This is a genomic window from Methylobacterium sp. Leaf93 (assembly GCF_001422345.1).
GTDB lineage: Bacteria > Pseudomonadota > Alphaproteobacteria > Rhizobiales > Beijerinckiaceae > Methylobacterium > Methylobacterium bullatum.
Map to the genome: position 1 here is coordinate 43,800 of NZ_LMMS01000004.1, position 25,089 is coordinate 68,888.

Genomic DNA, 25,089 nt, shown 5'->3' on the forward strand with positions numbered 1-25,089 from the left:
GCGGAGCCCGTCACCCCGCAAGAAAAGTCCGTGACGGGTCAGCGCAGGATGACGAGCCGGTCGCTGAGTCTGAATTCGGAGAGAGCGAGGGCGGTGCGGATGCTCGTGAGGGCCTCCTCCGGACGGGACAGGTGGAAGATGCCCGTCACCCGCCGGACGGAAGCCGCCGAACTGCCCAGCACGATCCGACCGGGGCGATAGCGGTTGAGGTCGTCGACCACCTGAGACAGCGGGGTGTCGCGGAAGACGAGAAGGCCGCGCCGCCACGCCGCTGTCGTCGCCGTGTCGATGGCATGGACGCCCCCTGCCCCGCGCGTCGTGTCGACCCCCTGGCCGGCGGCCAGCACCGCCGGCGGCGCGCCCGGTTCCGCGACCACCTCGACGGAGCCGGACAGGCAGGAGAGTTCGGCGTCCCTCCCGCCGGTCCAGCCGGTGAGCCCCTCGGCCGGACGGCAGCGAACGACGAACTCCGTCGCCATCCCGGGTCGCGTGGCCACATGCGTCGCACCGACCGTCAGGGAGATCGGACGCGCATCGGCGGGGACCGTGACGGCGACAGCCCCCGCATGCAGGACGAGGGTGCCGGCTTCGGCCGTCCTGGCATCGAGGGCAGTTTCGGCATCGAGCTCGATCCGGACCCCTCCCGGCAGATCGACCGTCCGCACCTCTCCGGTGCCGGTCCGGTAATCCGCGCCGAGTTCGGGCCAGTTCGAAACCAAGGCCGCCCCGCTCGCGGCGATGGAGGCCGAGGCGATGCCCAGACCCGCACCCCGGAGCATCCGGCGGCGGGAGATGTCACGCGGTGCCACACGGACAAGGGCGGGGGCGACCTGCTTCGGGAGCGCGATACCGGCCTGGCGCCACAGCTTCGACGCGGCAAGGAAGGCGGCATCGTGCTCGGGCTGCGCGCGCCACGCGGTGAGGGCCTCGGCATCGGCGTGCGTTGCCGTCCCGGACGTCAATCTGACGATCCAGGCACGAGCCTCCCGTTCGACGGCCGCTAGGTCGCCGGACCCATCTTCACGGTCGTGATCCCCGGCGATCATAGCCTTCGCGCCTTCTCCTCGTGGACACGCCGCAAGAGCATTCCGAGACCGCGGCGTGCAAGGGCCACTCTCCCGGAGCGACGGCGTGGACAGCCGATCCCACCGGATGCTCGGAGCCTTCGCTGGGCATCGGCACGGCTCTGCGACACAGCCCCTCTGTTGCGGGCCGATACGTTGGAAGACGCCTCCGCCGGTGCCGCCCCGCAATCAGCGTCCATGGTGATCGATCCGTAGACGCTCGGCGCAATGGTCCAGTGCCATCCGAACCTCCGATTCGACCGTGCGGAGCGAAACACCGAGATGCGTGGCGATGGCCGCATGGCTCATGCCCTCGATCCGGCTGAGACGGAATGCGGCCGCCCGACGAGGCGGCAACTCGGACAGCGCCTGCGTCAGACGGCGGAGATCGGCACGGGCCTTGGCATCCCGCTCCGGTCCCGGTGCCTCGTCCGGCACCGAAAGATGGGCGGCGATGTCCTCCGCGGTGAGCAAGCGGGTTCGACGTGCCTCGGCTCGCCGATGATCGATCGCCAAGTTCGCCGCGACCTTGAACAGGAATGCGCGTTCGTTCTGCAGCGGGGGATCGTCCGAGACGATGTGGGCCACGCGAAGAAACGTCTCGTGCGCGAGATCGGAGGCTTCGTGAACGCCCACCTTCCGACCGAGAAACCGCAAAAGTGCCTCGCGATGGGTGCGATAAAGTATGCTGAGCCGGGACTCCTGATCGGGCTGCGTTCGGGAAACGCGGAGCATTTCGAGTGCCGAGTTGAAGCATCTCGGAGCAGATGCGCATGAAGGATCGGATCGCAAAATTCCGATACACACACAAGAGGCAATTCACGCAAACCAGTGATGCGGTCAATATTAGAATTGATGCAATTAAATAATCAATCCGCTCCCGGGCAGGGACAGTACGCAGCTATGACATCGATGCGCTCCTCGATCGTCTCACCGAAGAGGCCCATTGTACGGAGCGCAAATGCATTTTCGGCGATTTCCCTGTGCGCACTCTTCCAAGTAAGCGTATTCATCCGTGAGATATCTATGAATTTTCTGGTCGGTACGTCGGATGATGTGTGCCTTTTTGTATTTAAATTCCAAGGAGGCAATCTGTACCGCTGCATGATATGCCGATTTTCAATCGTAATATCTATAAATACCAAAATACTATCGCTTAATCTCGGAAATGTTTTATGGTTGCTTGATGCTGTGCCTCAACGCATCATCTTGCCTGTTGCCCTAAAATTTATGAGGCAGATCTCCTGCCCGGCTCACCTCTTTGCCCTTTCGCTTTACGTCGAAACAAGCTGCGGTGAGGCGTCCCTTCAACCGGATGTATCACAATGCCTCGACGCCACACTATCTTGGCTCGTTTCAAATCATTAATTGTATTAGGGTCGCCGATATGTAGAAGAAAGCATCGTAATGATGCATGTCGGGGAATGAGATAGTGACAGTCCGCGGGCGGAGATTGCCTCCATATTATAAGAATCGCCAATTATGCGATATGCTTCATTCGTCGCCGAGTGCGTCGAAATAATCGAAAAACACGCCCTCCGGATCGTGCTTGCGTCTCAGGGCACACAATCGCTCCCATTTCTCAGGCGTGAAGGCCTTTGGGACGTTCGCGGGCTGCTCGACCGTATTCGTCTCGCCGATATAGTAACCCGTATTGTAGGGGCGCAGCATCGTCGTGATCCGGCGATGCCACTCGGTGTTGGCGGCGTCGTCCTCGGGCTTCCACCACATGGTCCAGGGACCGCCATAGACCTTGGCGGAGACGGAATAGGCCATGTCCTTCTGCGCGGCGGGGACATCCGGGCCGCAGAAGATGGTCAGCAGGAAGACGGAGGTGGCGGACGGCGCATCGGGCAGCAAGGGCAGGACGGCCTGGATCAACTCGCCCGGACTGTGATCGGAATAGGTCGCCTCCACGCGAGAGCGGGCGCCTTCCGGCCAGAAGGATCCCGACGCATCGAAGAGCTGCTCGAAGGTGAGCGGTGTCGCGAAGGACGATGAAAGGGGTGTGATCGGAGAGCGCTCCAGCACCTGCAATGCGGTCCTCGCGGCGTCCGGCGTGTCTTCGAACGCCGTGGCCGTCACCATGCAGAGCCAGCCGCTCTCGGAGGCGACCTGTCCTCTCAACTCCGGCGGAGCCTGCACGACGAACAGGCTCAATTCGACCGAGGGGGAGATACCGGGAGCCAGCGTGCCGAGCCAGGTCCCGATCGCCGGAGCGTCCGCGAGGCGATAGTAAGAGGTGCTGCCATGCATGGCTTTCGGCAGCGGATGAAGCTTGAGATGGTACTTCGTCACGACACCGAAGAAGCCGGACCCCGCCCCTCGGGCGGCCCAGAAGAAGTCCGCGTTCTCCGTAGCACTCGCCGTGATCAGTTCGCCCTGGGCGGTGACGAGTTCGATGGCCTCGATGCTCTCCGCCCCGGAGCCCCAGACGGTGGGATTCCAGGCCATGCCGCCGCCGAGCAGATAGCCGCTGGCTTTCACCTGAGGGCAATGGCCGGTCGGGAAGGCCAGCCCGAGGGGATTGAGAGCCTTCTGGATGTCACGGTTGCTGACGATCGGCTGGATGACCGCCCTGCGGTTGCCGGTATCGATGGAGACGATCTCGGTGAAATTCGCGAGATCGATCAGAATACCGCCGTGACGCAAGCTCGGCTGGCACCAATTATGGCCGCCTCCGCGCACGACGACCTTCAGCCCGCTCGCGCGGGCGAACCGCACGGCCGCGATGACGTCGTCCTCGTCCGCGGCCCTCACGATGGCCTCGGGAGCGCGATCCGGAATCAGCCTGTTCCAGAGATTTCCGTGGATCGCCTCAAGGAATTGCGGATCACCCGCAGTGAAGACCTCGCCTTTGCAGGCATCCCTCAGACCGTCGATGTTCATGGCGTCACGCAGTAGGACGGAGGGACCGCCCGGACGACAACGATCCGGGCGGGGGATCTTGCTTCAGGTGGAATCCGAGCCGTCGATTCAGTAAGGGACCCGGTCCGCTTTCTGGGCGTATTTCTTCCAGACCTCGACGGCTTCCGCACGCATGATCTGGGTGGTCGGGATGGACCGCTCGGCGACGTCCTTCTTGAGCTCGGCATAGATCATGCTGTCGTCGAAGCCGCCGTATTCCAGTGCGTCTTCGACCTGGGCAGCGTAGTAGACCCGCTTGATGCCGGCCCAGTAGGCCGCCGCCATACACATCGGGCAGGGCTCGGCGCTGGTGTAGAGCGTCGCATCGCGAAGCTTGAATGTCCCTTGCGACTTGCAGGCCTTGCGAATGGCCTCGATCTCGCCGTGCCAGGTCGGATCGTTTTCCGCGACGACGCGATTGGCGCCCTCGGCGATGATCTCGCCATCCTGGACGATCACGCATCCGAAGACACCGCCGGCACTCTCGACCAGTGAGGTCTTCTCGGACAGGGCGATCGCCCGAGCCATGAAATCAGTGTGGTCGTGAGCCATTTGCGGTCTTCCCCGGTGATGATGATCGGCTTTCGCCGTCATGGTTGGTTAATCTGAGATCACATGAAGCGGGAGAACACGAACAACTCGACCGCGTACAAGGCGGCCAGAACCGTCCCCCCCAGCAACTCCGTACGCCAGCGCGTCCGCGGATCCGGTCGCAGCCACCAGCCCAGGCCGAAGATCGCGACCGCCATCAAGGGCCACGACACCAGCGAGACGCTGATGGCATTGCCGATGAAGGTGGACACGGCCAGCGGCACCCCGTTCAGCAGAGGGCTGAGGAAGCGGATTTCCAGCATGACGACGGGAAACAGGACGAGCAGGACGAGGCAGGTCTGCTTCCAGGCCGGAGGCGGAGCGAGACGCTGCTCATTGGCGAACCACCCGGCGAACGGGTTGCTCATCCGGTGGCTCTGCCAGGTCGAGACCTGAGGCGTCGCTTCGGCCAGGATGGCCTTCCTCTCCGCCGATTGTAGCCAGGAATCGAGGAAGGCCGGGCCTTCGAAGCGCACCAGCGTGGTCCAGTAGGGGACGTCCGACGACAGGGGCGCCTGGACGAGGGTGCCCATGTATCCGGGAAACCGGGCCTGGACCTGCTGGATGCGCTCGGCCCACCGCCGGAAAGCCTCCTCCTGTCCCGCCTTCACGATCGTCGTGATGACCTCCGTGACGGTGGTCGTGGAATGGTAATCCGGGGCCGCCTCGTCGACGCGGGACGTCTTGCCGTCGCCCTCCAGGGCCGAGAGGTCGGCGAGGAGCGCGGTGCGCGCCTCGTCCTCGATCCATCGGGTCAACGCTTCGGGCGAGCGGAACCGTTGGATGATCTGCCATTCGGACGAGCCGGAGAAGGCGGGGATGATCTCCAGGCTGACGAAGTCGTGAGAGGCCGAGACGACCCGGGTGAACTCGGCCTGCCACGCGGCGAAGCGCGCCTCCATGCCGGGCGGCACGGTGAGCTTCGTCGCGACGGCTTTCGTCGCCCCGACTTTTATCGAACGCGACGAATCCCGGCGGGAGCCCGGAGCTTCGCCTGCATTCGGGACATCGATCGCACCCGTTTCGAACATCGTCGACGAAGCCCTTTCATTGGCAGCTTCCAGAATACGCCACCCATGAGGCCGCCCTGTAGGTCGATGACCTACAAGAGTTCGATCCTCGCGCCTCTTTTGACGGCACATCGTCAGCTACGCCCAGAACTGTAAACGGACTACGCCGCGTCGGTTCTGATTTATTGACGAGACGAGCATGATCGCCGTGATGGTAAACGGCTGGTCTGCAATCAATGCCGCCTTGTCCGGCTGTCCTCAGCGTTTCGATCCCTGTTCGAAGGCTCGCTGTTCATGATCGGGAGCGATGGGCACCGGCCGAAGTCTGCTGTAGGTCGATGACCGACAGCAGCGGCATGGATTTTAGGGGACAAGACCCTGCTTGGCCGGCTCGCTCGGGGTAGACATGTCCTTCTTTCGGCTGCTGATCGTCGACGACCACCCGATCGTGCTGGCGGGCCTGAAGCTGCTGCTGCGTGGCGACGGCCGTTTCGACGTGTGCGGGGAAGCCGGATCGGCGCAGGCGGCCTGCATCGAGGCCGAGCGGCTGCAGCCCGACGTCATCATCACCGATCTGATCATGGGAGACGGCGACGGCCTCGCGCTGATCGAGGATCTGCGTGCCATGCTGCCGGCGGCCAGGATCGTCGTCTATTCCAGCCGCGACGAGACGGTCTGGGGTCCGCATGTGATCTATGCCGGCGCGCATGGCTATGTCGCCAAATCCGAGCCGCTCGAAACCGTCGCCGTGGCCCTCGACCGGGTGATGGCGGGCGCCATCCATGTCAGCGAGCCGGTGCAGCAGCTGTTGATGGGCGATCTCGCGCGGCGACGCGACCGTCGGACGGAGATCGGCGACCTGTCCGGCCGCGAACTGCAAGTGCTCCGGCTGATCGGCAGCGGTGCGACGCTGCAATCGCTGGCCAAGGAATTGGGATTGAGCGTGAAGACGGTCGGCACCTATAGGGAGCGCCTGAAGATCAAGCTCGGGCTGGACAGCGTCAGGATGCTCGAACGCCATGCGGCGGATCACGTCGCGGGGCGTCTCGATCCGTCATGAAGGACAGTCCGTCATGAAGAGCTGGCTGGCCCGCTGGGATGTGACCCCTGCCGAACAGGCCGGCATGACGTTCGGAGAGGTGCTGACCCTCGTCAATATCCGACGGGTCGAGATCGCCTGCATGCTGGGGCTGTTCACCAAGGCGATCGAGTTCGCCACCGGACTCAGGACCGTTCAGATCGTCGTGGAAATCGTGCTGGCGTTCGCCTTCCTCCTCGCCTCGCTGGCGTTGCGGCGCGGCGGCGGACCGTGGCTCCGGCGCGGCTTCGTCGCGGTCTTTCTGGTCCTGACCCTGCTCGACACCCAAGGGGCGATCGCCGCGATGGGCGCCAAGGGACGGCTGACCAGCGGATATCCGATGATGCTCCTGTCCCTGACCCTGCTGTTCGTGCTGCCGCCCCTGGCTTTCGCGCTGGCCCTGATCCCGCTGCTGGTGAGCTATTGCTGGATCGTGCTCGCCACGGCGACCTTTCCCGCCGAGCAGGTCGTCGCCATCGTCAATGCCGCCATCGTCTCGGTGATCGCCGTCGTGGCCGCGGCGCTGATCCATTCCGGACGGCGCAGCGATTACGAGCAGAAGCGGACGATCCGTCTCCAGAACGATCGGCTGACGGAAAGGAACAGCGAACTCGACACCCTGATGGCGATCACCGCGCACGACCTGCGCAGTCCCCTCTACGGCCTGCGCAACCTGTTCGACCTCGCCGTCCGGCGCGCGCCGCGGGAGCCGGAACTGCCGCTCGTGGTGCTGCGAGAGGCGAAGGCGAGCATCGACGCGATGCTGGGTCTCGCCACGCGTCTGCTCGAGGCGCACGCCGCCGAGCATCGGCCGCTCGCGCGCCTCGCGAACGAGGATGTGCGCAGGCATGTGCTCGCCGCCGTCGACCGGATCCAGCCCCTCGCCCAATCGGCCGATGTCCGGATCGAGGTGGATCTGCCGGACCGGCCGTTGATCGCCACCCTCGACGCGGGCGCCCTCTCGCAAATCCTCGACAACCTCCTCAGCAACGGCGTTCGGTTCAGCCCGACGGGCGGCATCCTGACGATCGCCGCCGCCCGGGATGGCGGGTCCGTGGCGATCGAGGTCCGGGATCGCGGACCGGGCATCGATCCGGCCGGGTACGCTCTCCTGTTCAAGAAATTCCATCAGGCCGCCGGGGCACGCTCCGAAGGGGCGCCGAGCACGGGCATGGGCCTGTTCATCGTCGCGACCCTCGCCGACCGCATGGGGGCCGCGGTGCGGTGCGAGCCCGCGACGGATGGGGGCGCGGTTTTTGTAGTGACGCTGTCCGCGGGCGGGACCGAGACGTAGAGCGCCCGATGCTCCGCAGGTTCGCATTGGCACGCCAATGCTTCACCCCGCTTCGGCCTTTTGAAGCGTCGCAGGTTTTGGGACGCAAAACCGGTGACCACTTTTGCTGAACCTGCGCAGTTCCCCATCGAGGGCGAGCGGATCGATCCTGCCCATCGAATTGATGCGTCGGCGTTTTGCGAGCAATGATACGCCATCCCCGAGGAACGCGGACCCGGCGCGTGCGGCATGACGTGCCGCGTCGGCCGCCGACGAACAGGATCTCCATGCGCACGATCGCCTCCTCGCTCGCCCTCACGCTGCTCGCGGCCCTGGCGCCGCTTCCGGCCCTGTCCGCGCCGGACAAGGCCGTTCTGGAAGCGGCCGAGGCCCAGAATGGCCCGTATCGCGAGACCCTGAAGGGGCTCGTCGACGTCGACACCGGAACCGGCGATGTGCCCGGCCTTTCCAAGGTCGAAGCGGTCCTGACGAAGCGCCTCGAAGCGTCGGGGCTGACCGTAAGCACCCGGACCGCCCCCGCCTTCGGCGGCAACACCCTCATCGGCACGCGATCCGGCACGGGCACGCGCAAGATCCTGCTCCTGGTGCATTACGACACCGTGTTCGGCACGGGCGACGCGGCCAAGCGCCCCTATACCGAGCGCGACGGCCGCGCCTACGGACCGGGCGTTGCCGATGCCAAGGGCGGCGTGGCGATGATCCTGCATGTCCTCAGCGCGTTGGAGACATTGCGGTTCGACGGCTACGGCACCCTCACGGTGGTGTTCAATCCGGACGAGGAGCGCGGCTCGCGCGGGTCACGCGACGAGATCGCCAGGATCGCCCGCGAGCAGGATGTGGTCCTGTCCTTCGAGCCTTCCTTCGCCGAGGCCGGCGTCGACGCCGTCACGGTGGCGACCAAGGGCATCAACTACGCGAGCCTGACGGTGAAGGGACGCGCGTCCCATGCCGGAGGCGCGCCGGAAGCCGGGCGCAACGCGGTGGTCGAACTCGCCCACCAGATCCTTCAACTGCAGGACCTCGGTGACCCGAGCAAGGGGACCAGCCTGCATTGGACCATGATCCAGGGGGGCACCAAGCCGAACATCATCCCCGAGACCGCCAAGGCGGAGGGCGACATGCGCTACTTCGTGCCGAGCGAGTACGACCGCATCCTGACGGAGGCCCGCAGGATCGTCGGTGCGCATCGCGTTCCCGACACGCAGGTGACCTTCGATCTCGCCAGAGGCCGTCCGCCGCTGCCGCGCAATCCGGCATCGACGTCGCTCGGCGACCGCGCGAAGGCGATCTACGCCGAACTGGGGGCGGAGCTCGCGCTGGCCGAGATCGGCGGCGGCACCGATGCGGGCTACGCCTTCCAGCCCGACAGCCCGGCAAAACCCGCCATCCTCGAGTTGCTCGGCATCGTCGGCGGCCATTATCACAGCACCGATGAGTTCGCGGTCCTCGCCAGCATCACACCGCGGCTCTACCTCGCGACCCGCCTCGTGATGGAGGCGGCGCAGGACACGGGCCGTTGATCGGCAACGTCCATCTCGACATGGTCACGTATCCGTACCAGAGGCATGGCGTCGTCCGGGCCGACCGCTCGACCTGGTAGTGCGGATGCCCCGGGCCGCTCATCCAGGCTGCCCCCTCGAGTGTGCCGAGGTCGGTCTCGCCCTGCGCCGAGCCATTCTCCACGGACTGAATGACCCCCGTTCCGGGCTGTGGACCGCCCTTGGCGTATGACCCTGCTCAAATCCGAGCTTACGCTATCGAGAACCCAGTAAAATCGCAGTTTTAAGATGGGGGCATGTCCCATTGCAGCCCGCATTCGGCCGCGCCGCTTGACGTGGCGCAGGTCCTAGAGCCGGCAGATCACGGCTGGCGCGGGGTTGGCGTTGAAGGTGGCCTCGAACCGCTCCTCGGCTTCAAACCACCCAAGTACGGTCTTCAGGATGAAGGCGAGGCGGCTCGGGTTGCCGTTTGGAGGAAGCCAAGCCGTAGCAGGTGCAGTGACCTGACGGGTTCCGGATCGCGCAAGATATTATCTGGTATATCTGTATCATTGACGTGAACGCGAGCGATCAGCCACAACCAGATACGCATATTTCACCGTAGAGGGGCGGACAAACCCGGTCCGTTGTCCGGAGAAAGGACGCATCCTCCCTATGCCTGTCAGTATAATCGCCGACGAGCCTTCGCCGAGCGAGGGATTGCCTCGTCATGTCCAGGACCAGATCGGACGGCGACTGGACGAACTCATTCCCAGCGCCAGCGCGGTCGACACCGATACGCGCCTCGGCCGGGTCCTGCTTCGACTGAGGGCCGCCCTGCTCGACGCGGAGGCGGAACGCCAGATCACCAAGGCGTTCGGCGACGACCTCATCGCCCTCGTGCCGCGCCTGCGCCGCTTCGCCCTCCTTCGTACCGGCAACACCGCGGAGGCCGACGACATGGTGCAGGCGACCTTGATGCGGGCCTGGGAACACCGGTCCCGTTTCAAGGACGGCACCAACCTCGTCGCGTGGTTGTTCACGATCCTGCGCAACGCCCATCTGAACCAGCGCAAGCGCCTGCGCCGCGAGATCGAGGACGTCGACGGAGCCATCGCGGGGGCCTTGTCCTCGCCCCCCGACCAGGAGCACCGGGTCGCGCTCGTCGCGTTGCAGGGCGCCCTGAACGCCCTCCCCGCGGAGCAGCGCGAGACCTTGCTGCTGGTAACGGTGGACGGGCTCCGGCACGAGGAAGCGGCCGCCATCCTCGGCTGTCCGGTCGGTACCGTGAAGAGCCGGGTGAGCCGGGCGCGCGAGCACCTCGCGACGGCTCTGGGCCTGTCGTGACGGCGCAGGTACCCACCGCCGCGGAGGAGAAGAACGCCGCGCCCTACCGGCGCGAGGCGTCTTTCCATTGCCCGCTCCGCGGGTTTCGCAGAGCCCGGGGCGCGCCTGCGAAACCCGTTTAGAGTTGGCCGTCCGGCGGGTGGAGGAGCGGCGAGGCGCGGCCGGTCCCGGCGTGCAAGGTCCGGCTGGTGAGGGGCAGCGTCAGGCGAAAATGCAGGCCATCGGGGGCGAAGGTGAGGCTCGTCGCGGCCTTCAGGTTGTAGGCCAGCATCTCTTCCAGCACGACCGTGCCGAACCCCCGGCGACGAGGCTCGTCTTCGTTCAGGGGTACGCCACGTTCCAACCAGTCGAAGACGAGGCGGGGGCCGCCGTCCCGTTCCTCGATCCGCCAGATCACCGTGAGGCGGCCCGCCAGCGTGGCCAGGGCTCCGAACTTGAGGGCGTTCGTCGAGAGTTCGTGTAGGGCGAGGGCGAGGGGCTCGGCCGCGCGCAGATGCAGCCTCAGATCCGGTCCGTCCACACGCGTGCGCCCATCCTGGTAGGCGAGCGCGCTCGTGAGCTCGTCGGTGACGAGGCGGTCGAGATCGACCCCGGCCGTGGGGTTCTGGATGATGACGTTCTGCACCCGTGCCAAGGCGGCCAGCCGCCCGTCGAGATGCGCGGTGTAGTCCTCCAGGCTCTCGCTGAACTCCGCCGAGCGCCGCGCGATCAGCCGCATCGTCGCCAGCGTGTTGCGCACCCGGTGCTGCAACTCGGCCAGCAGCGCCACCCGTTCCTCGGCGCCCGTCGGGTCGGATCCCATCGTCATCGCAGTTCCACGGGGTGCTTGAGGGGAGACCGGTTCGGCATCACACCGATCCGTCGGCATCGAACTGACGACCTTCGCGGTCGGGGTGCAGGTCGTTCGGATTGAACAGCGATGCCCTCCGGAGGGCATCGAAGTCGGGAATGGTCAGGCGCCCGCCCTTGAGCACGACAAGGCCGGCACGCCGCAAGTCCTGGAGCGTGCGGTTGATGTGTACGTTCGAGGGACCCAGGGTATCCGCCAGTTCCACCTGGGTCAGGGGGAACTCACAGCTGGGGCCATCCGTCAGACCGACCCCGCGCAGACACAGGAACAGTTCGCAGAAAAGGTGGCCGAGACGCTCCAGGGCGGTGCGCTGGCCGAGGTTGACCGTCCATTCGCGCTGAACCGCCACCGTCACCAGGGTGTCCCACCACAACGCCTTCGTCACCCGTACATTGTCGTTGGCCACCTGCTCCAGTCCGGCGCGCGAGATCTCGGCCAGCCTGACGGGGGTGAGGGCCACGATGGAATGGTCCATCTCGCGCAGGAGATAGACGTGGCTGTCGCAGAGGTCGCCTGGCACGAAGAGGGAGATGATCTGGCGCCGGCCATCGTCGAGATGCTTGTAGCGGCACGCCCAGCCGTCCAGGAGCAGGTTGACGTGATGAGGATCGTCGCCCTCGCGGATGATGTCGGCGTGCTTCGCAATGGTCCGCCGCTTGCAGGCCGCGTTCTCCAAGGCCTGCCGGTCGTCGGAGGATAGCTTCGTGAACTGCTCAAGCTTGCGGATGAAATAGTGCGGCATTCTTTCTTCCTCGCACACAGGACACGAATAGGGAATTGTCATTGCAGGGTCATTCACCTGCATTAAAGGCTCGATCCTCGCCGGTTAAGCTCACTGGATGGAGGGGTAATAGCTTGCGGATGGCGGTGCCAGCCGTCGCGTAGTGTTGCGATCGCCGCTGCCCCGTCCGGGGCTTCACTGTCGGGGCGTCTCCTGGCGGTGCGTGCGAGCGAGCCGGCCTCCTCATCCTCCGCGATCGGGATCGGCCGCCCCCGAACTCCGCCGCGGGGCGGCTTTGGCTCTTTCCCGGATCGTATGTCCCGACACGGGAAGTGCGATGGTGCAGTGGACGCCGTCCGGTTCCATCACGAAGGTCGTCCTGGCGCCGAGCTGGTAGGGCAGCGCCCGCTCGATCAGTTCGCGTCCCGAGCCGCTCCCCTGCGGCAGGCCATCCCGCGCCGGCATCCGCACGCCGCGCTCACGCCAATCCACATGCAGCCAGGGAGCCCGCTCCGGTTCAGCAATCTCCACGTGCCAGCGGATATCGAGATGCGCCCGCGGTTGTGCGAGGGCGCCGTATTTCAGCGCGTTCGTCGCCAGTTCATGCAGGGCCAGCGCGAAGATCTGCACCGTCGACGAGCGCAGCGCCACCGCCTTCGGTCCGCTCAGGCTGACCCGCGACGCCTCGCCGTCGAGCGCCGCCACTTCGCTTCGGATCAGCTCGTCGAAGCTGACCCGCTCGCCCTCCGCGAGGCGGGACAGCAATCCCTGCACGCGGGCGAGGGCCGCCAGACGCGTGCCGTAGCGCTCCCGGAAGTCGTCGAGGCCGCTGCTGTTGCGCAGGGTCTTGTCCGCGGTGGCGCGCACCACGCCCATGAGGTTGCGGGTGCGGTGCTGCAACTCCGCCACGAGCACGCTCATATGCTCGGCGGTCTCCTTTTCCTCGGTGATGTCCCGGCCGACGCCGCCGATTCAGCACACCGCGCCGGCGGCGTCGCGCATGGGGAAGCCGGTGTCCCGTATCCAGCGGATGCCGCCGTCGCTGGGCCGCCTGACGCGATATTCGAAGGTGACACGCTCGCCCGCCCGGACGCAATGCAGGCTCCCCACCGCCCGTTCGCGATCGTCCGGCACGATCAGCTCGGCCCAGCTCACCAAGTGGTTGCCGGAGAGGGCCGTCACGCGATCGAGGCCGTAGATCGTCTCGAAGGCCGGGGTGATATAGATCCATTGGAAGGTCGCGGCATCGCGCATCCAGAGGACGTCGGACGAGGCCTCGCCGAACTGGCTGAGGCGCTCCTCGCTCTCGCGCAACGCCGTCTCGGCGTTCCTGCGCGCCGTCACGTCGCTGGCCGCCCCCAGCCATTCCTTGACCTCGCCGGTGTCGGTGAGGGTCGGGACCGCCCGTGACACGCACCAGCCGAGCGAACCGTCGCTGCGGATCACTGCATGTTCCAGCTCGAAGATCGACCTCGTCGCCATCGCCCGGTCGATGGCGGCACGGACCTCCGCTTGATCGTCGGGACGGATGTAGCGGTCGAGCCAGGTCCTGTTCGGCTGGTCGGGGACGTTCCGGAAGGCGCGCCCCTCCAGCCGCTGCAACTCGGACCAGTCCGGGGTCATCCGGTAGACCACGTCCGAGCTGGCCGTGACGAAGGCACGGAACCGCTCCTCGCTCTCGCGCAGCGCCGCCTCGGCGCGCTTGCGAGGCTGGATGTCCTTGAACAGGAGGGCAACCTGCCGCTGTTCGGGGGTGCCGACGCGGAAGGCATAGACTTCGTACCAGCACCCGAGAGCGAGGGACTGGCGTTCGAACCGTTCCGCCACGCCGTCGAGCGCGATCCGGCCGAACGTCTCGAACCAGCTCGCCTCCAGCCCGGGGAGCAGTTCTCGCATCGTCCGCCCGGTGGCGTCGCTGAGTCCGGTCTGCTGATCGAAGGCAGGGTTGACGGAACGGAACCGATAGTCGACCGGTCGCTGCCGGTCGTCGAAGATCATTTCGACGATGCAGAAGCCCTCGTCGATGGAGTTGAACAGGTGGCGGTACTTCGCCTCGCTCTCCTCCAGTTGCGTTCGAGCGACTTCGTCGCGCAAACGCAGGATCTCCTCCTGCGCCTCCTTCCAGGCGGTCATCTCCCTGGTGGTGGTCGCCACGCCGTCGCCGAGCTTCACCACCGATTGATGGAACCAGCCGTCGCATTGCCCGTGCGCATGGCGACGCTCGGCGACCGAGGGCCGGCCCGTCTCCACGACCTGCCGGAAGGCATCGAAGATGCCGTCCCGGACCACGCCTGGACTGCGTTCGACCAGGCTTTGTCCCCTCACCTCGCCAAGCGTCCGTTCCGCGGTGTGGTTGTTCAGCCGCCAGTGGAAATCGACGATCTCGCCCGAGGCGTCCCGGACGGCCTCGAAGACCTGGATCATATCCATGGAGCTGTCCAGCGTGGCCTGCAGCAGGTCACGGCTCCGCTGCAGCTCGGCCGTGCGCTCCCTCACCTCCCGCTCCAGTTCGGCACGATGCCACGCTTCCGTTCCGCGCAGCCCCTGGGGGCGCGCCTCATCGAGGGCGTGGGTCATGACGCAGGCGGCGGAGGCAAAGTGCGTCAGCCGCGTGAGCAGCCTGAGATCCTCGCCGTCGAAGGTGCGATCGAGGTCATGCGTGGCGACCCAGAGCGTCCCGACTGGCTCGTCGCCGGCATGGAACGGCACCAGCAGGAGTTCCTGGATGGGCGGCTCGACATAGGCGGCCGGGAGGCGGGCATGTGGGCGCGAGAACAGCAGCGGGGTGTTGCGGGTCACCGCCATGCCGCAGGGGCTTTCGGCGAAGGGGATCGTGCCGCCGCGATGCGCGGCCCATGATCCAGCGATCGCGGCCCGGCGGAAGCGTTTCGGGCTCTCTCCCGGTTCGAGGACGCTGATCCCGGCCGACCCGGCCATGCCCATCTCGACGAGGAGGTCCGCGATGCGCTGCAGGACCGTGCCCGGGCTGACGGCCAACTCCCGGGCCAGTTCGGTCAGCGCATGGGCTTCCGCCTCGTAGTCGGGAGGGCGTACGGGACGCGTCACCAACGCATCGGTGATCGAGACCTCATCCAGGCCCGCGAACCCAACCGGCACCACCGTCGGTGTCATGTCTTTCGACGCTCGCCGTTCTCTCGCCGTCGCACCGGTCGAGCGTGCCGAACACATGGTGAGTTCTACTCTCGCGCAAGGATTCGATCAAATTCCCGCGCGGATGACCGCCGATGTCTTTTCCGGAGCCGAGCGAACTCTATCCGGCCGCGTCCGTCCGTGAGGCCCGGTCGTCGAGGATGAGGTCGAGCGCGCGCAACACCGCCGCGGTATCCAACGGCTTTTCCAGCAGCCGGGCCGACGCGTAGCGGCCGAGGATCGTCGCCTGGTCGTAGCCGGTGGTGAACAGGAACGGGACGCCGAGGGCGAGGAGCGCATCGGCCACCGGATACACGTCCTCGCCTCCGAGGTTCACATCCAGGATGGCCGCGTTGGGCGGGGACGGCCCCTTGAGGAGGCCGAGGGCGCCGTCCACGGTGGCGATGGGACCGAGCACTTCCGCTTCGGCCTCGGCCAAGCCCCGCGCCAGTTCATCGGCCAGGAAGTACTCGTCTTCCACAACCAGGATGCGCCGTCCCCGGAGAGCCCGCCTGGAGTGCCTCACGAAGCTCCCCATCACGATCGGTCCCCGCTCGAAGGACGACGGCGCAGCGGGAGTTCCGGGAGAGACGCTTCGTGAGATACTCGGCATCCTCGTTCTCCCGTATCCGGTCCGAGAGGGGCAGCGCCAGGGTGCAGGGGAATGCCGTCCTTCTCCATCATGGTGGTCGTTCCGGCGCCGAGCCGGTCGGAGCGTGCTCTACATGCAGCCGGGGACGACGGCCCGGCTCCGGCCGTTCCCCGCGAGGCACGGTACAACCGGGGGGCATCATGCGCGCCATCACGGGAAAGTCCAGACCGCGGCACCAGCCCCGGCCGGGTTGACCCGGACCCCTGAAACCGCGAGGAACAAAAAACGAACACAGCGCCTTCCCCACGATGTCTGCTCAACGACGCCCGCTCATTGCCCGCGCACCGATGTGACAGCCCGATCCGATGTCGAGCCCCGGCGACGATACCCCCGTCCGCAAGATCATCCATATCGACATGGACGCGTTCTACGCGTCCGTGGAGCAGCGGGACGATCCGGCCCTGCGAGGCCGGCCCCTCGCGGTCGGCGGGTCGCGCGAGCGGGGCGTGGTGGCCGCCGCCAGCTACGAGGCGCGGGTCTTCGGGGTCCGCTCGGCCATGCCCTCGGTCACCGCCCGGCGCCTGTGCCCCGATCTCCTCTTCGTCAAGCCGCGCTTCGAGGTCTACCGGGCGATCTCGGAGGAGATCCGTGCGGTGTTCGCCGAGCATACCGCGATCATCGAGCCGGTGGCCCTCGACGAAGCCTATCTCGACGTCACCGAGAACCTGCAGGGGCTGGCCACCGCCACCGAGGTGGCGCGGGTGATCCGGGCCGAGATCCTCGCGCGGACCGGCCTCGTCGCCTCGGCCGGCGTCTCCTACAACAAGTTCCTCGCCAAGGTCGCCTCGGACTTCCGCAAGCCCGACGCGCTGTTCGTGATCACGCCCGCGATGGGGCCGGGCTTCGTCGAGGATCTGGCCATCGGCCGGTTCCACGGCGTCGGCCCCGTCACGGAGGCGAAGATGAAGCGCCTCGGCATCCTCACCGGCCGCGACCTGAAGGCCCGCTCCCTGGAAGAGCTTCAGGCGGCCTTCGGCAGTTCGGCGGCCTATTATCATTCGGTGGCGCGCGGCATCGACGGGCGGCAGGTGCGCGCCCACCGCATCCGCAAATCGGTGGGGGCGGAGACCACCTTCTCGGAGGACCTCACCGAGTTCGACGCCATGGCGGAGCGACTGGCGCCGCTGATCGACAAGGTCTGGACCTCCTGCATCGCCAAGGGCGTCTCGGGGCGCACGGTCACGCTGAAGGTGAAGTTCTCTGATTTCGTCCAGATCACCCGGGCGCAGTCCTTCGAGGCCCCGGTCGCCGGCCGCGATGCGATGATGCACACGGCGCTGGGATTGCTCCGCATGGTGTTCCCGCTCCGCCGCAGCGTTCGCCTGCTCGGCGTCTCCCTGTCGGGCCTTCAGCAGAGCGAGACGGAGGGACCGCGCCAGCTCGGGCTCGCGATCTGATGCAGGTACCGGGCAGGCAGGTACCGGGCAGGAATGTGCGGCGATTGCCGCGCAACCCCGGCGGCCCTATCTGGCTTGTCTGCGCACGGATCCGCCGGGTCCGATCGGAACACGTCGATGAGAGGGGATACATGAGCCGCCGGGATGACAAGAGCCTCCTGCTCCTCGTCGGCGATGCCATCGGGCAAACCCAGATCCTCCTCTCCAAGCACCTCGCCCTGTTTCAGGCCGAGGTCGGATCGGCGGTCGGGCAGGTGGCGCGTCCGCTCATCCTGTTCCTGATGGCGGCCCTCTTCGTCCTGATCGGATTGTTCGTGCTCCTGGTGGCGATCGTCAAAGGGCTGGCGCTCCTCATCGGGTCGGAGGCGATCGCGTCGCTGATCGTCGGCGGTGCCTTCGCCGCTGTGGCGCTCGGTCTCTTCGCTTTCGGGTATCGGCTGATGTCCCTTTCGAACCTGGAGCCGATGCGGACGCGGCGCCAGCTCGCGCGGGATCGGGACGCCCTGAGAGCCCGCTGACGCCGATTCAGGGTCCTCCCTGCACGTCCACCTCAGGGTTCAGGCGGAGATCGCGCGTTTCTCCACCACCCTGCCCCGCTCGTCGAGGCGATAGGCCAGGGTCTGGGCCGTGGCGAGATGCACGTCGGCGACCGCGTCGGCGCTGATCCCGTCGAGATGCATGATCAGCGCCCGCAGCGAATTGCCATGCGCCACCAGCAGAATCCGCTGGCCCGCGCGCACCCGGGATTCGATCTCGTCCCGATAGTAGGGAAGCAGCCGGTCGGCGGTCATCGCCAGACTCTCGCCGCCCGGCGGCACCGCATCGAAGGATTTTCGCCAGGCGCGGACCTGCGCGACCCCCCAGCGCTCCTGCGATTCCCGTTTGTTCAGCCCGGCGAGCTCGCCGTAATCGCGCTCGTTCAGCGCCGCGCTCCGGTGGACGGCAAGGTCGGGCTGCCCGAGTTCCGACAGGATGAGGCTCAGGGTGCGCCGGGCCCGCGTCAGCTCGCTGGTGAAGGCGATGTCGAAGGAGAGCCCGACCTCCTTCATGCGGCGCCCGCAGCTCCGCGCTTCGCCGACGCCCCGTTCCGTCAGGTCGGGATCGCGGATGCCGGAGAAGAGGTCGCGCTCGTTGTCGAGGCTCTGCCCGTGGCGGACGATGACGAGGGTTCGGTCGGAAAGGGGCATTCGGGGAGCGGTGTCCGCAGGAGGTTGGATGAAGGGGGTGCGGGTCAGCGTCGACGGCTGCCGCGCGGCCCGGTGACCACCGGGGTGTTGGTCCGGTTCTCGTCGAGGAGCTTGCGCCACCGGGTCAGGCGTTCGGGATCGAGCGTGCCCTCCGCCACGGCGGCCTGGACGGCGCAGCCGGGCTCGTGGGCATGGGTGCAGTCGCGGAACCGGCAGGAGGGGGCCAGCTCGACGATCTCGGCGAACAGCGTGTCGATGCCCTCCGCCGCGTCGCTCACATGCAGTGTTCGCATCCCCGGCGTATCGATGACCCAGCCGCCGCCCGCAATGGCGTGGAGCGAGCGCGACGTGGTGGTGTGGCGCCCCTTGGCGTCGTGTTCGCGGATCCCGCCGGTTTCCTGGGGGAGGTCCTGGTCCGGGCCGGCGAGCGTGTTGACCAGGGTCGATTTGCCCACCCCCGATGAGCCGACGACCGCCACGGTCAGACCTTCGCCGCACCAGGGGGCAAGCTGCGCCACGGCGTCCGGAAGGCGCGGATTGACCGTGACGACGGCGAGGTCGCGCTGCAGGCCGGCGGCCTGCCGCCGGTAGGTCTCGGCATCGGGCGCCATATCGGCCTTGGTGAGGACGATGACGGGATTCGTGCCCCCCTGATTGGCGAGCGCCAGGTAGCGCTCCAGCCGGGCGATGTTGAAATCGGCGTTGCACGACGTGACGACGAAGAGGGTATCGACATTGGCGGCCGCCAGCTGCAGCGGGCCTCCGCCTTCGTTGCGTCGCTGCAGCACGCTCCTGCGCGACAGACGGCGGTGCATCGTCCCGGTCTCGGGCTCGACCAGCACCCAATCCCCCACGGCGAAATCGCCGGTCTGGGTGTGGACCGGGAGCACGAGCCCTACCGGCCCCGTGAGGGACAGGGCGGTCAGGCGGGAGCGGTGGACCGTCGCGATCCGCATGGGCACGAGACCGGCCTCGGCCGGTTCACGTTGCTCCTCGAAGAAGTCGGACCATCCGAGACGGGAGGGCCGCAGGGGATGGGAATGGCTGGGATCATCGCTCACCAGCCAGCCATGACAGGGCCTTGGCGGATTGACCAGCGCCCTGCCCGTCTTCCGGCACCGGTCCCCTTGCTCCCCGGCGGTAAGGTGCCCGATCATCGGTGCGCCGGATTCAAGGAATGGGTCAGACGATGTCGAAGCTCCATGAGAAGCGCGAGGAGATCGCGGCCCTGATCGCGTCGGAACTCGGTCTCGGCGATCCGGCCGGACTGAGCGAGGCCGACCGCGCGGCCGTTGATCGCCAGACCTCGGAGGTGATCGAGGGCTGTGCCCTCGAGACGGACGAGCCGGCCGATTGCGAGGAGGCGGGCACGCAGCTCCGGCTGCGGCTACGGGAGTACCGCGCCCTGCTGGAACTGCGGAGGGACGAGGCGGATGCCCGGCTGGCCGAAGAGGGCGAGGTGTTCGGCCGCGAAGACGATGCGTGAATCCGGCCCGGCCGACCCCGGCGGAATCGGGGATCTGCCCTTCGCCTATGTCCGCGAGGGCAGGCCGTTCGCGACGGCCCCGCCCGACGTGTCGAGCTTGGCCCGACACCCGACCGCGTAGACATTGGGCGGCCGACTGCCGACCTCACGCTGCCAGCGGCAGGTTTGCGTCAGCCTCACATAGACGTCCAGAACCGAGGCGTGATCGCCGAATCGCTCGCGGAGGCGGGCGACCCGGTAGACGCCCCGGCGCTCGCAGGGACCGCAGGCGATGACGAGGTGCGAGGCCCTCACGTCGCAGAGGCGCTCCACGTCAGGCCGCCGAAAGGGGCGATGCGCCCCGGATCTTGCTCCACGCCCGGGCGACGTCGCGGGCGGCTGCCTCTCCATCGGCGATCTCCGTCGCCTCGGACCGGCTCATGGCAGCGAGCCGCAGCCTGGGGTTCAACAGCATGGTGGACACTCCGCCAATAAGAACATATAGTGAACATAGAGTTCAAGCGCGGAGGTCAAGATGCAGACGGCCGACCTGTGGATATCGGGGAATCTCGCTCCCGCCGGCCTGCCTTCGGGCATGGCGAGGCGGACGAATTTCGGTTCGGCGGCCAGCACACCGTCGCCCCGCACGAGCGGAGACCGGACCATGCATTTCGACGTGCTGGAGGAGCGGGTGGGGCGCTGGGGCTGGTCCCTGCGGGACGCCTACGGCCAGGAGGTCGCCCATTCTCCGATGCCGTATCCGAGCCGGGTCCAGGCCTCGGCGGCGGCCCTGGCCTTTTCCCAGCTCGTGGCCTGTGCCGGCAAGCAGATGCGCCGGCCCTGAGGCCGGACGGCGAAGGTCTGCCGGATCCGAATTGTCGCGCATTTCATGGGGCGGAAGCGAGGGATCGGCTCCGCCCCATAGCGGATGCGGCCGCAGGGGAAGGAGCCGATCCGGGCCGTGATGTCTAGAAATCGTCCCGGATCGTGATCCGGGACGACGCGCTACGAGCTCATCAGTATGTTGGCGGAGCCAACGATGGTCGCTGCAAGCATCACCGATGCAACGCCGACCATGAAGTAAGAGAAGACTTTCAGCATCGATGCCAAGGCGCTGTCCTGACTGGTTCAGCAGCGGCTGCCGCCCGACGTCTGGCCATATTGCATGACCTCGCGGGTCTGCTGGTTGGCGTTGCCCTCGGCTGCCGAACTCATCGGACAACCGAACGACGAGGGTGCCCGACGATCGGCCTGGATCGAATGGGTGGTGTCGACGTCATAGGGGTTGAACGTGGTGTAACGCGAAGGGCGCTCCATCGCCGTCGTGGGCGCGATCGAGGCCAGGCCCATGACGAGGGCGGTCGAGAGAGCGGCAATGTAAGTCTTCATGTGAGCAACGGCTTTCTTGTCTCGTGAAGCCGCCGTGTCTTGGCTGCTTCTTCTGCTTGAAGCCACTATGAAGTAATAATTTCCTCTTCGGCGTGCTGACACGCACGCGACGTCGTGGATTAAAGGTGCCCGATAGGTCAGATGAGTGAGTTATAACAAATACCACCGCCATGTGCTTTGGATCGACACGCACATGGCGGGGGGTTGTTCTTATAATCCCGGCCTGTCTCGGGAATGAGTGTCGCAGGGCCATTCGTGACGGAAGTGCCTGTGCCGACGGCCCAATATCGAGACAGGCCGCCCCGGTCGCGTCGATACAAGACGCTCAATTCCCAAGCTCCTCCCCTTCCCCGCCGCGTCAGCCTTCCCCGGGGCGGGGGGCGATGCGGTCGAGGGCCGCCATCGTGTCGTCGGACAGGTCGAGGTCTGCCGCGGCCAGGTTCTCGCGCAGGTGCTCCACCGACGACGTGCCGGGGATCAGGAGGATGTTGGGAGAGCGCCGCAGGAGCCAGGCCAGCGCCACCTGCATGGGCGTCGCGCCGAGCCCTTCGGCGATCTCGTTCAAAGCGGCCGACTGGATCGGGCTGAAGCCGCCGAGCGGGAAGAACGGGACATAGGCGGTGCCGGATGCGGCCAGGTCGTCGATCAGTGCGTCATCCGCCCGATGCACCAGGTTGTACTGGTTCTGGACGCAGACGATCGTCGCGATGGATCGGCTCTCCGCTACCTGCCGCGCCGTCACGTTGCTCAGCCCGATCCGGCGGACGAGACCCTGGCGCTGGAGATCGGCGAGGATTGAGAGCGGCGCTTCGATGGAGCCTTCGGCCGGCCCATGCACGTCGAGCATGATCCGCAGATTGACCACGTCGAGAGCCTCGACGCCGAGGTTGCGCAGGTTGTCGTGGACGGCGCCCGTGAGGTCCTCGGCGGAGAAGGCCGGGTTCCAGGAGGCGTCGGCACCGCGCCTGGCTCCGATCTTGGTGACGATCACGAGGTCGTCGGGATAGGGGTGAAGCGCTTCGCGGATGATCTCGTTAGTGACGTGCGGTCCGTAGAAGTCGCTGGTGTCGATATGGTCGACGCCGTGCGCGACCGCTTCGCGTAGCACCGCGATGGCCCCGGCCCGATCCTTCGGCGGCCCGAAGACACCGGGACCCGCCAATTGCATCGCGCCGTAGCCCAGGCGCTTCACCGTGCGGTCTCCGAGGGCGTAGGTCCCGGCTCGTGCGATATCGGTCATGCATCTCGCTCCTGTGTGACGAGCGGGATCGTAGAACCTCGTGATCGGCGTGGTAATACGCCCCATCCGCACGGGGTGCGCGACAGGGCGAACGGGTTACGGGATGTCATCGCAACCTCGCGAGATCCTCCGTTGGCCAAAGGATCTCTTCCGCCAAGATCAGGGGGGCGGTTCGTCTTCAGGCTAAAGCCCGAAATGCCGGCTCAGGACGATCATCAGTTCGGTCTGACTGTCAGTGTCGGTCTTGACGAAGATCTTCTTCAGATGCGTCCGTGTCGTATGAATCGACATGCCGAGCCTGTCCGCGCATTCTTTGGTGCTGTGGCCGGCGAGCAGGTTGTGGCACAATTCGGCTTCGCGAGGCGTGAGCCCGTAGGACGTCTTGAGGACATCGCCGTCGAGGTCCCCGCTTTCGTTGAGATCCGTGATCGTGAGGATCGCCCGGCAGCCGTCGAAATACTCCAGGCCCGCCTTGCGGAGGGGCTGGGCACGAAGGGTGAGGGGCCGCTTGGCTACCCTGCGGACGACGACCGGCGCCCGGGACAGGGAAACACCCTGCGGATCGGACCAGAGGGCGGCGGCGACATGCGCGCGCAGCCGGGCGGTGGCCTGCGCATCGGAGGGAACCACGAGTTCCCCCAGCCGCACGTTCAGATCGGGTCCGAACAGACGCTCCGCGCTGCTGCTCACGCGCAGCACCCGTCCCGTCCTGTCGAGGAGCAGGCTCGGGCTGCGGACCGTTTCCAGGGCGTCGGCGATGCCGGTGAGGCGCGCCTCGCCGAGGCTGTGGGCCAGCTGCGCGGCCCGGTTGAGGGGGGCGATGAGGCGCCGCAGGGCGATCTGGTCGTCCAACGTGTAGGCCCCCTGCTGGATGGTCCGCTGCATCATCATCACCCAGGCATCATCGCCCGCCTGGACCATCAGTCCGGCGGACCATTGAAAGCCGTGGCTGTGCAAGTAATCGGCATAGAACGGTTCGGACCGCATCGCTTCCGGCGTGGCATAGTCCTGATCCACGAACAGGCCGGTCCTGAGAAGCTTGGGCACGCCTCTCGAGCGGTAGTCGTTCTTCGACCAGCCACCGCGAAAGTATCCGTCGGCCAAGGCGTCGAGACTGGCGCTCATCGGCAGGCCGGGCACGCGGCCCTTCAACGGGATCGCGACGACCCCCCTCGCGCCCGTCGCGGTCGCGATCTTGGCGACTGCTTTGTCCCAGTCATGCGACTGTAGCGCGGATGTGACGAGCGAGTTCTCAATGTCCTGCAAAGTCTCGTCGTCGAGGTCCATCTCAGTCCTTCAGCGACACGGAACGCTCCCGCGTAACGCCGCACACTATCGGCGAAGGAAGGACTAACCCGGCCGGATCAGATTTGAAAGACCAACAGGTTTTTTCGCATGAAAAGGAAAATATCATCCGTCGAGGCAGTATAAGCCGGTTGGCTCTATCGGTCGTCCGGCATTCATTATTGAGCCGGGATCCTATCTGAGTCGACTGTCGGATCGTCGTTCGGTGAGGTTTCTCATCGTGCGATCGACCAACGATGCGCGCGAAAGCACGGGCGAACGCGTCGACCGGAATCCATCCGCCCCTATCCATGCCGCCCGCTCCGTCGCCGTCGAGGGGCGGGCCGAGGGCGGCGCCTCGGTTTGCCGTCCGGTCGCCGCGATCAGGCTGGCTCGTAGGCCGCCGACAGTCCGGTGCTCTCCGACGCCGTGTCCTGCGAAGGGGCACCCAAGGGGCCGGCATGAAGCCGGGCGATCAGCCGTGCCATGTCCTCGGGCAGGTCGGCGGCGCATTCGAGGCCGAAGGCGCGGTCTAGGGCTGGCATCGTGCTGCGCAGGAAGGCGTGGGACGCCTCCGCGCCGGGACGCGGCGGCGCCGACGCCGATGACGGGATGTGCAGGACGGGCGTGCCGAGGGTGGTTGTGGGCAGAGCGAGCATGGCTTCCACGGGGGTGCGCGACGCGCCTTGCGCGATCCCTCCGCTGGGCATTCGCGGCGGCCTGTCTCGTAAGGCCGCTCAAGCTAGACCGTATTGGTTGAACCGTAGCTGAAGGGCGCCCGCCGCCTTTGCCGCGATCCTGTCGCCGGGGCCGACAGCGGGATCAGATGTAGTGCCGGAAGACGACCTGGCTCTGGGGTTCCTTCGTCTTGCCGCGCTCGGATCCGTCGACCGTGGGGCGGCTCTGGATCAGGGATGCCGGCATCACCAGGGTGACGAGGGCGAGCAGCCAGCGGAAGGGACGTGCAACGGTCATGTCGGGTTCC

At 66.5% G+C, this 25,089-nt stretch carries 27 protein-coding genes; 8 read left to right on the forward strand and 19 right to left on the reverse strand.

What is annotated here, in order from left to right; translation table 11 throughout:
• Positions 1-38 precede the first annotated feature (38 nt).
• The 5 genes from ASF26_RS05545 to ASF26_RS05565 all read right to left on the reverse strand — a co-directional run bounded on the left by ASF26_RS05545 (position 39) and on the right by ASF26_RS05565 (position 5,476).
• The gene (locus ASF26_RS05545; protein ID WP_056250615.1) at positions 39-1,046 is read right to left on the reverse strand and encodes a DUF4880 domain-containing protein; all 1,008 of its coding nucleotides are present in this window, start codon (positions 1,044-1,046) and stop codon (positions 39-41) included.
• Positions 1,047-1,253: 207 nt separating this feature from the next.
• Complete coding sequence (locus ASF26_RS05550; RefSeq protein WP_056250617.1) at positions 1,254-1,799, reverse strand: RNA polymerase sigma factor; 546 nt, start codon at positions 1,797-1,799, stop codon at positions 1,254-1,256.
• Positions 1,800-2,558: 759 nt separating this feature from the next.
• Positions 2,559-3,953 (reverse strand): FAD-binding oxidoreductase, encoded by a 1,395-nt coding sequence (locus tag ASF26_RS05555; RefSeq protein ID WP_056250619.1) that lies wholly within the window; start codon positions 3,951-3,953, stop codon positions 2,559-2,561.
• An 87-nt stretch (positions 3,954-4,040) separates the two neighbouring features.
• On the reverse strand, positions 4,041-4,523 hold the full coding sequence (locus ASF26_RS05560; protein ID WP_056250621.1) for a nucleoside deaminase: 483 nt from the start codon (positions 4,521-4,523) through the stop codon (positions 4,041-4,043).
• A 59-nt stretch (positions 4,524-4,582) separates the two neighbouring features.
• Entirely contained in the window at positions 4,583-5,476 is an 894-nt protein-coding gene (locus ASF26_RS05565) for an antibiotic biosynthesis monooxygenase (RefSeq protein WP_244475837.1), read from the reverse strand.
• 502 nt (positions 5,477-5,978) lie between these two features.
• Here ASF26_RS05565 and ASF26_RS05570 point away from each other — a divergent pair.
• The 4 genes from ASF26_RS05570 (at position 5,979) to ASF26_RS05585 (ending at position 10,769) form a co-directional block, all read left to right on the forward strand.
• Complete coding sequence (locus tag ASF26_RS05570) at positions 5,979-6,632, forward strand: response regulator transcription factor (protein ID WP_056250626.1); 654 nt, start codon at positions 5,979-5,981, stop codon at positions 6,630-6,632.
• A gap of 13 nt (positions 6,633-6,645) precedes the next feature.
• Positions 6,646-7,944: a HAMP domain-containing sensor histidine kinase gene (locus ASF26_RS05575; protein ID WP_162240216.1), complete on the forward strand. Its 1,299-nt coding sequence runs from the start codon at positions 6,646-6,648 to the stop codon at positions 7,942-7,944.
• Positions 7,945-8,210: 266 nt separating this feature from the next.
• Positions 8,211-9,464, forward strand: coding sequence for a glutamate carboxypeptidase (locus ASF26_RS05580; RefSeq protein WP_056250632.1), 1,254 nt, complete (start codon positions 8,211-8,213; stop codon positions 9,462-9,464).
• Positions 9,465-10,097: 633 nt separating this feature from the next.
• Positions 10,098-10,769, forward strand: coding sequence for a sigma-70 family RNA polymerase sigma factor (locus tag ASF26_RS05585; RefSeq protein ID WP_244475838.1), 672 nt, complete (start codon positions 10,098-10,100; stop codon positions 10,767-10,769).
• 118 nt (positions 10,770-10,887) lie between these two features.
• On the opposite strand, the gene ASF26_RS05590 is transcribed toward ASF26_RS05585, so the two are convergent.
• The 5 genes from ASF26_RS05590 to ASF26_RS05610 all read right to left on the reverse strand — a co-directional run bounded on the left by ASF26_RS05590 (position 10,888) and on the right by ASF26_RS05610 (position 16,016).
• On the reverse strand, positions 10,888-11,577 hold the full coding sequence (locus ASF26_RS05590; RefSeq protein ID WP_056250636.1) for a sensor histidine kinase: 690 nt from the start codon (positions 11,575-11,577) through the stop codon (positions 10,888-10,890).
• A gap of 40 nt (positions 11,578-11,617) precedes the next feature.
• A complete protein-coding gene (locus ASF26_RS05595) occupies positions 11,618-12,361 on the reverse strand; it encodes a Crp/Fnr family transcriptional regulator (protein WP_056250638.1) in 744 nt (247 codons plus the stop codon).
• A 222-nt stretch (positions 12,362-12,583) separates the two neighbouring features.
• The gene (locus ASF26_RS23040; RefSeq protein WP_056250641.1) at positions 12,584-13,261 is read right to left on the reverse strand and encodes a sensor histidine kinase; all 678 of its coding nucleotides are present in this window, start codon (positions 13,259-13,261) and stop codon (positions 12,584-12,586) included.
• A gap of 51 nt (positions 13,262-13,312) precedes the next feature.
• Complete coding sequence (locus tag ASF26_RS23045; protein ID WP_056250643.1) at positions 13,313-15,472, reverse strand: PAS domain-containing protein; 2,160 nt, start codon at positions 15,470-15,472, stop codon at positions 13,313-13,315.
• Between the two features lie 139 nt (positions 15,473-15,611).
• Entirely contained in the window at positions 15,612-16,016 is a 405-nt protein-coding gene (locus ASF26_RS05610) for a response regulator (protein ID WP_348271076.1), read from the reverse strand.
• 431 nt (positions 16,017-16,447) lie between these two features.
• Here ASF26_RS05610 and dinB point away from each other — a divergent pair, with 431 nt between their 5' ends.
• Together dinB and ASF26_RS05620 are read left to right on the forward strand one after the other, a co-directional pair.
• Positions 16,448-17,539, forward strand: coding sequence for a DNA polymerase IV (dinB, locus tag ASF26_RS05615; RefSeq protein ID WP_056250648.1), 1,092 nt, complete (start codon positions 16,448-16,450; stop codon positions 17,537-17,539).
• A gap of 131 nt (positions 17,540-17,670) precedes the next feature.
• Entirely contained in the window at positions 17,671-18,057 is a 387-nt protein-coding gene (locus tag ASF26_RS05620; protein ID WP_056250650.1) for a phage holin family protein, read from the forward strand.
• Between the two features lie 39 nt (positions 18,058-18,096).
• Here ASF26_RS05620 and ASF26_RS05625 read toward each other — a convergent pair whose 3' ends face one another.
• A complete protein-coding gene (locus ASF26_RS05625; protein WP_056250653.1) occupies positions 18,097-18,726 on the reverse strand; it encodes a 2,3-bisphosphoglycerate-dependent phosphoglycerate mutase in 630 nt (209 codons plus the stop codon).
• A 44-nt stretch (positions 18,727-18,770) separates the two neighbouring features.
• The gene (rsgA, locus tag ASF26_RS05630; protein WP_244475839.1) at positions 18,771-19,883 is read right to left on the reverse strand and encodes a ribosome small subunit-dependent GTPase A; all 1,113 of its coding nucleotides are present in this window, start codon (positions 19,881-19,883) and stop codon (positions 18,771-18,773) included.
• A gap of 32 nt (positions 19,884-19,915) precedes the next feature.
• Here rsgA and ASF26_RS05635 point away from each other — a divergent pair, with 32 nt between their 5' ends.
• Positions 19,916-20,212, forward strand: coding sequence for a hypothetical protein (locus ASF26_RS05635; protein ID WP_244475840.1), 297 nt, complete (start codon positions 19,916-19,918; stop codon positions 20,210-20,212).
• Positions 20,213-20,257: 45 nt separating this feature from the next.
• On the opposite strand, the gene ASF26_RS05640 is transcribed toward ASF26_RS05635, so the two are convergent.
• Complete coding sequence (locus tag ASF26_RS05640) at positions 20,258-20,506, reverse strand: hypothetical protein (protein WP_056250787.1); 249 nt, start codon at positions 20,504-20,506, stop codon at positions 20,258-20,260.
• Between the two features lie 19 nt (positions 20,507-20,525).
• Positions 20,526-20,666 (reverse strand): hypothetical protein, encoded by a 141-nt coding sequence (locus ASF26_RS22535; RefSeq protein ID WP_156462879.1) that lies wholly within the window; start codon positions 20,664-20,666, stop codon positions 20,526-20,528.
• A gap of 60 nt (positions 20,667-20,726) precedes the next feature.
• On the opposite strand from ASF26_RS22535, the gene ASF26_RS23370 reads away from it, so the two are divergent.
• Positions 20,727-21,035 carry a hypothetical protein gene (locus tag ASF26_RS23370; protein WP_244475841.1) on the forward strand — a complete coding sequence of 103 codons (309 nt, stop codon included), beginning with the start codon at positions 20,727-20,729 and terminating at the stop codon, positions 21,033-21,035.
• A gap of 284 nt (positions 21,036-21,319) precedes the next feature.
• On the opposite strand, the gene ASF26_RS05650 is transcribed toward ASF26_RS23370, so the two are convergent.
• The 5 genes from ASF26_RS05650 to ASF26_RS23050 form a co-directional block, all read right to left on the reverse strand.
• Positions 21,320-21,580, reverse strand: a complete 261-nt coding sequence (locus tag ASF26_RS05650) for a hypothetical protein (RefSeq protein ID WP_056250657.1) — start codon at positions 21,578-21,580, stop codon at positions 21,320-21,322.
• Positions 21,581-21,938: 358 nt separating this feature from the next.
• Positions 21,939-22,820 (reverse strand): aldo/keto reductase family oxidoreductase, encoded by an 882-nt coding sequence (locus ASF26_RS05655; RefSeq protein ID WP_056250659.1) that lies wholly within the window; start codon positions 22,818-22,820, stop codon positions 21,939-21,941.
• Between the two features lie 183 nt (positions 22,821-23,003).
• Positions 23,004-24,107, reverse strand: a complete 1,104-nt coding sequence (locus ASF26_RS05660) for a helix-turn-helix transcriptional regulator (protein ID WP_056250664.1) — start codon at positions 24,105-24,107, stop codon at positions 23,004-23,006.
• 380 nt (positions 24,108-24,487) lie between these two features.
• Positions 24,488-24,763 carry a hypothetical protein gene (locus ASF26_RS05665; RefSeq protein WP_156462880.1) on the reverse strand — a complete coding sequence of 92 codons (276 nt, stop codon included), beginning with the start codon at positions 24,761-24,763 and terminating at the stop codon, positions 24,488-24,490.
• 163 nt (positions 24,764-24,926) lie between these two features.
• On the reverse strand, positions 24,927-25,079 hold the full coding sequence (locus ASF26_RS23050; protein ID WP_018043771.1) for a hypothetical protein: 153 nt from the start codon (positions 25,077-25,079) through the stop codon (positions 24,927-24,929).
• Positions 25,080-25,089: the final 10 nt, after the last annotated feature.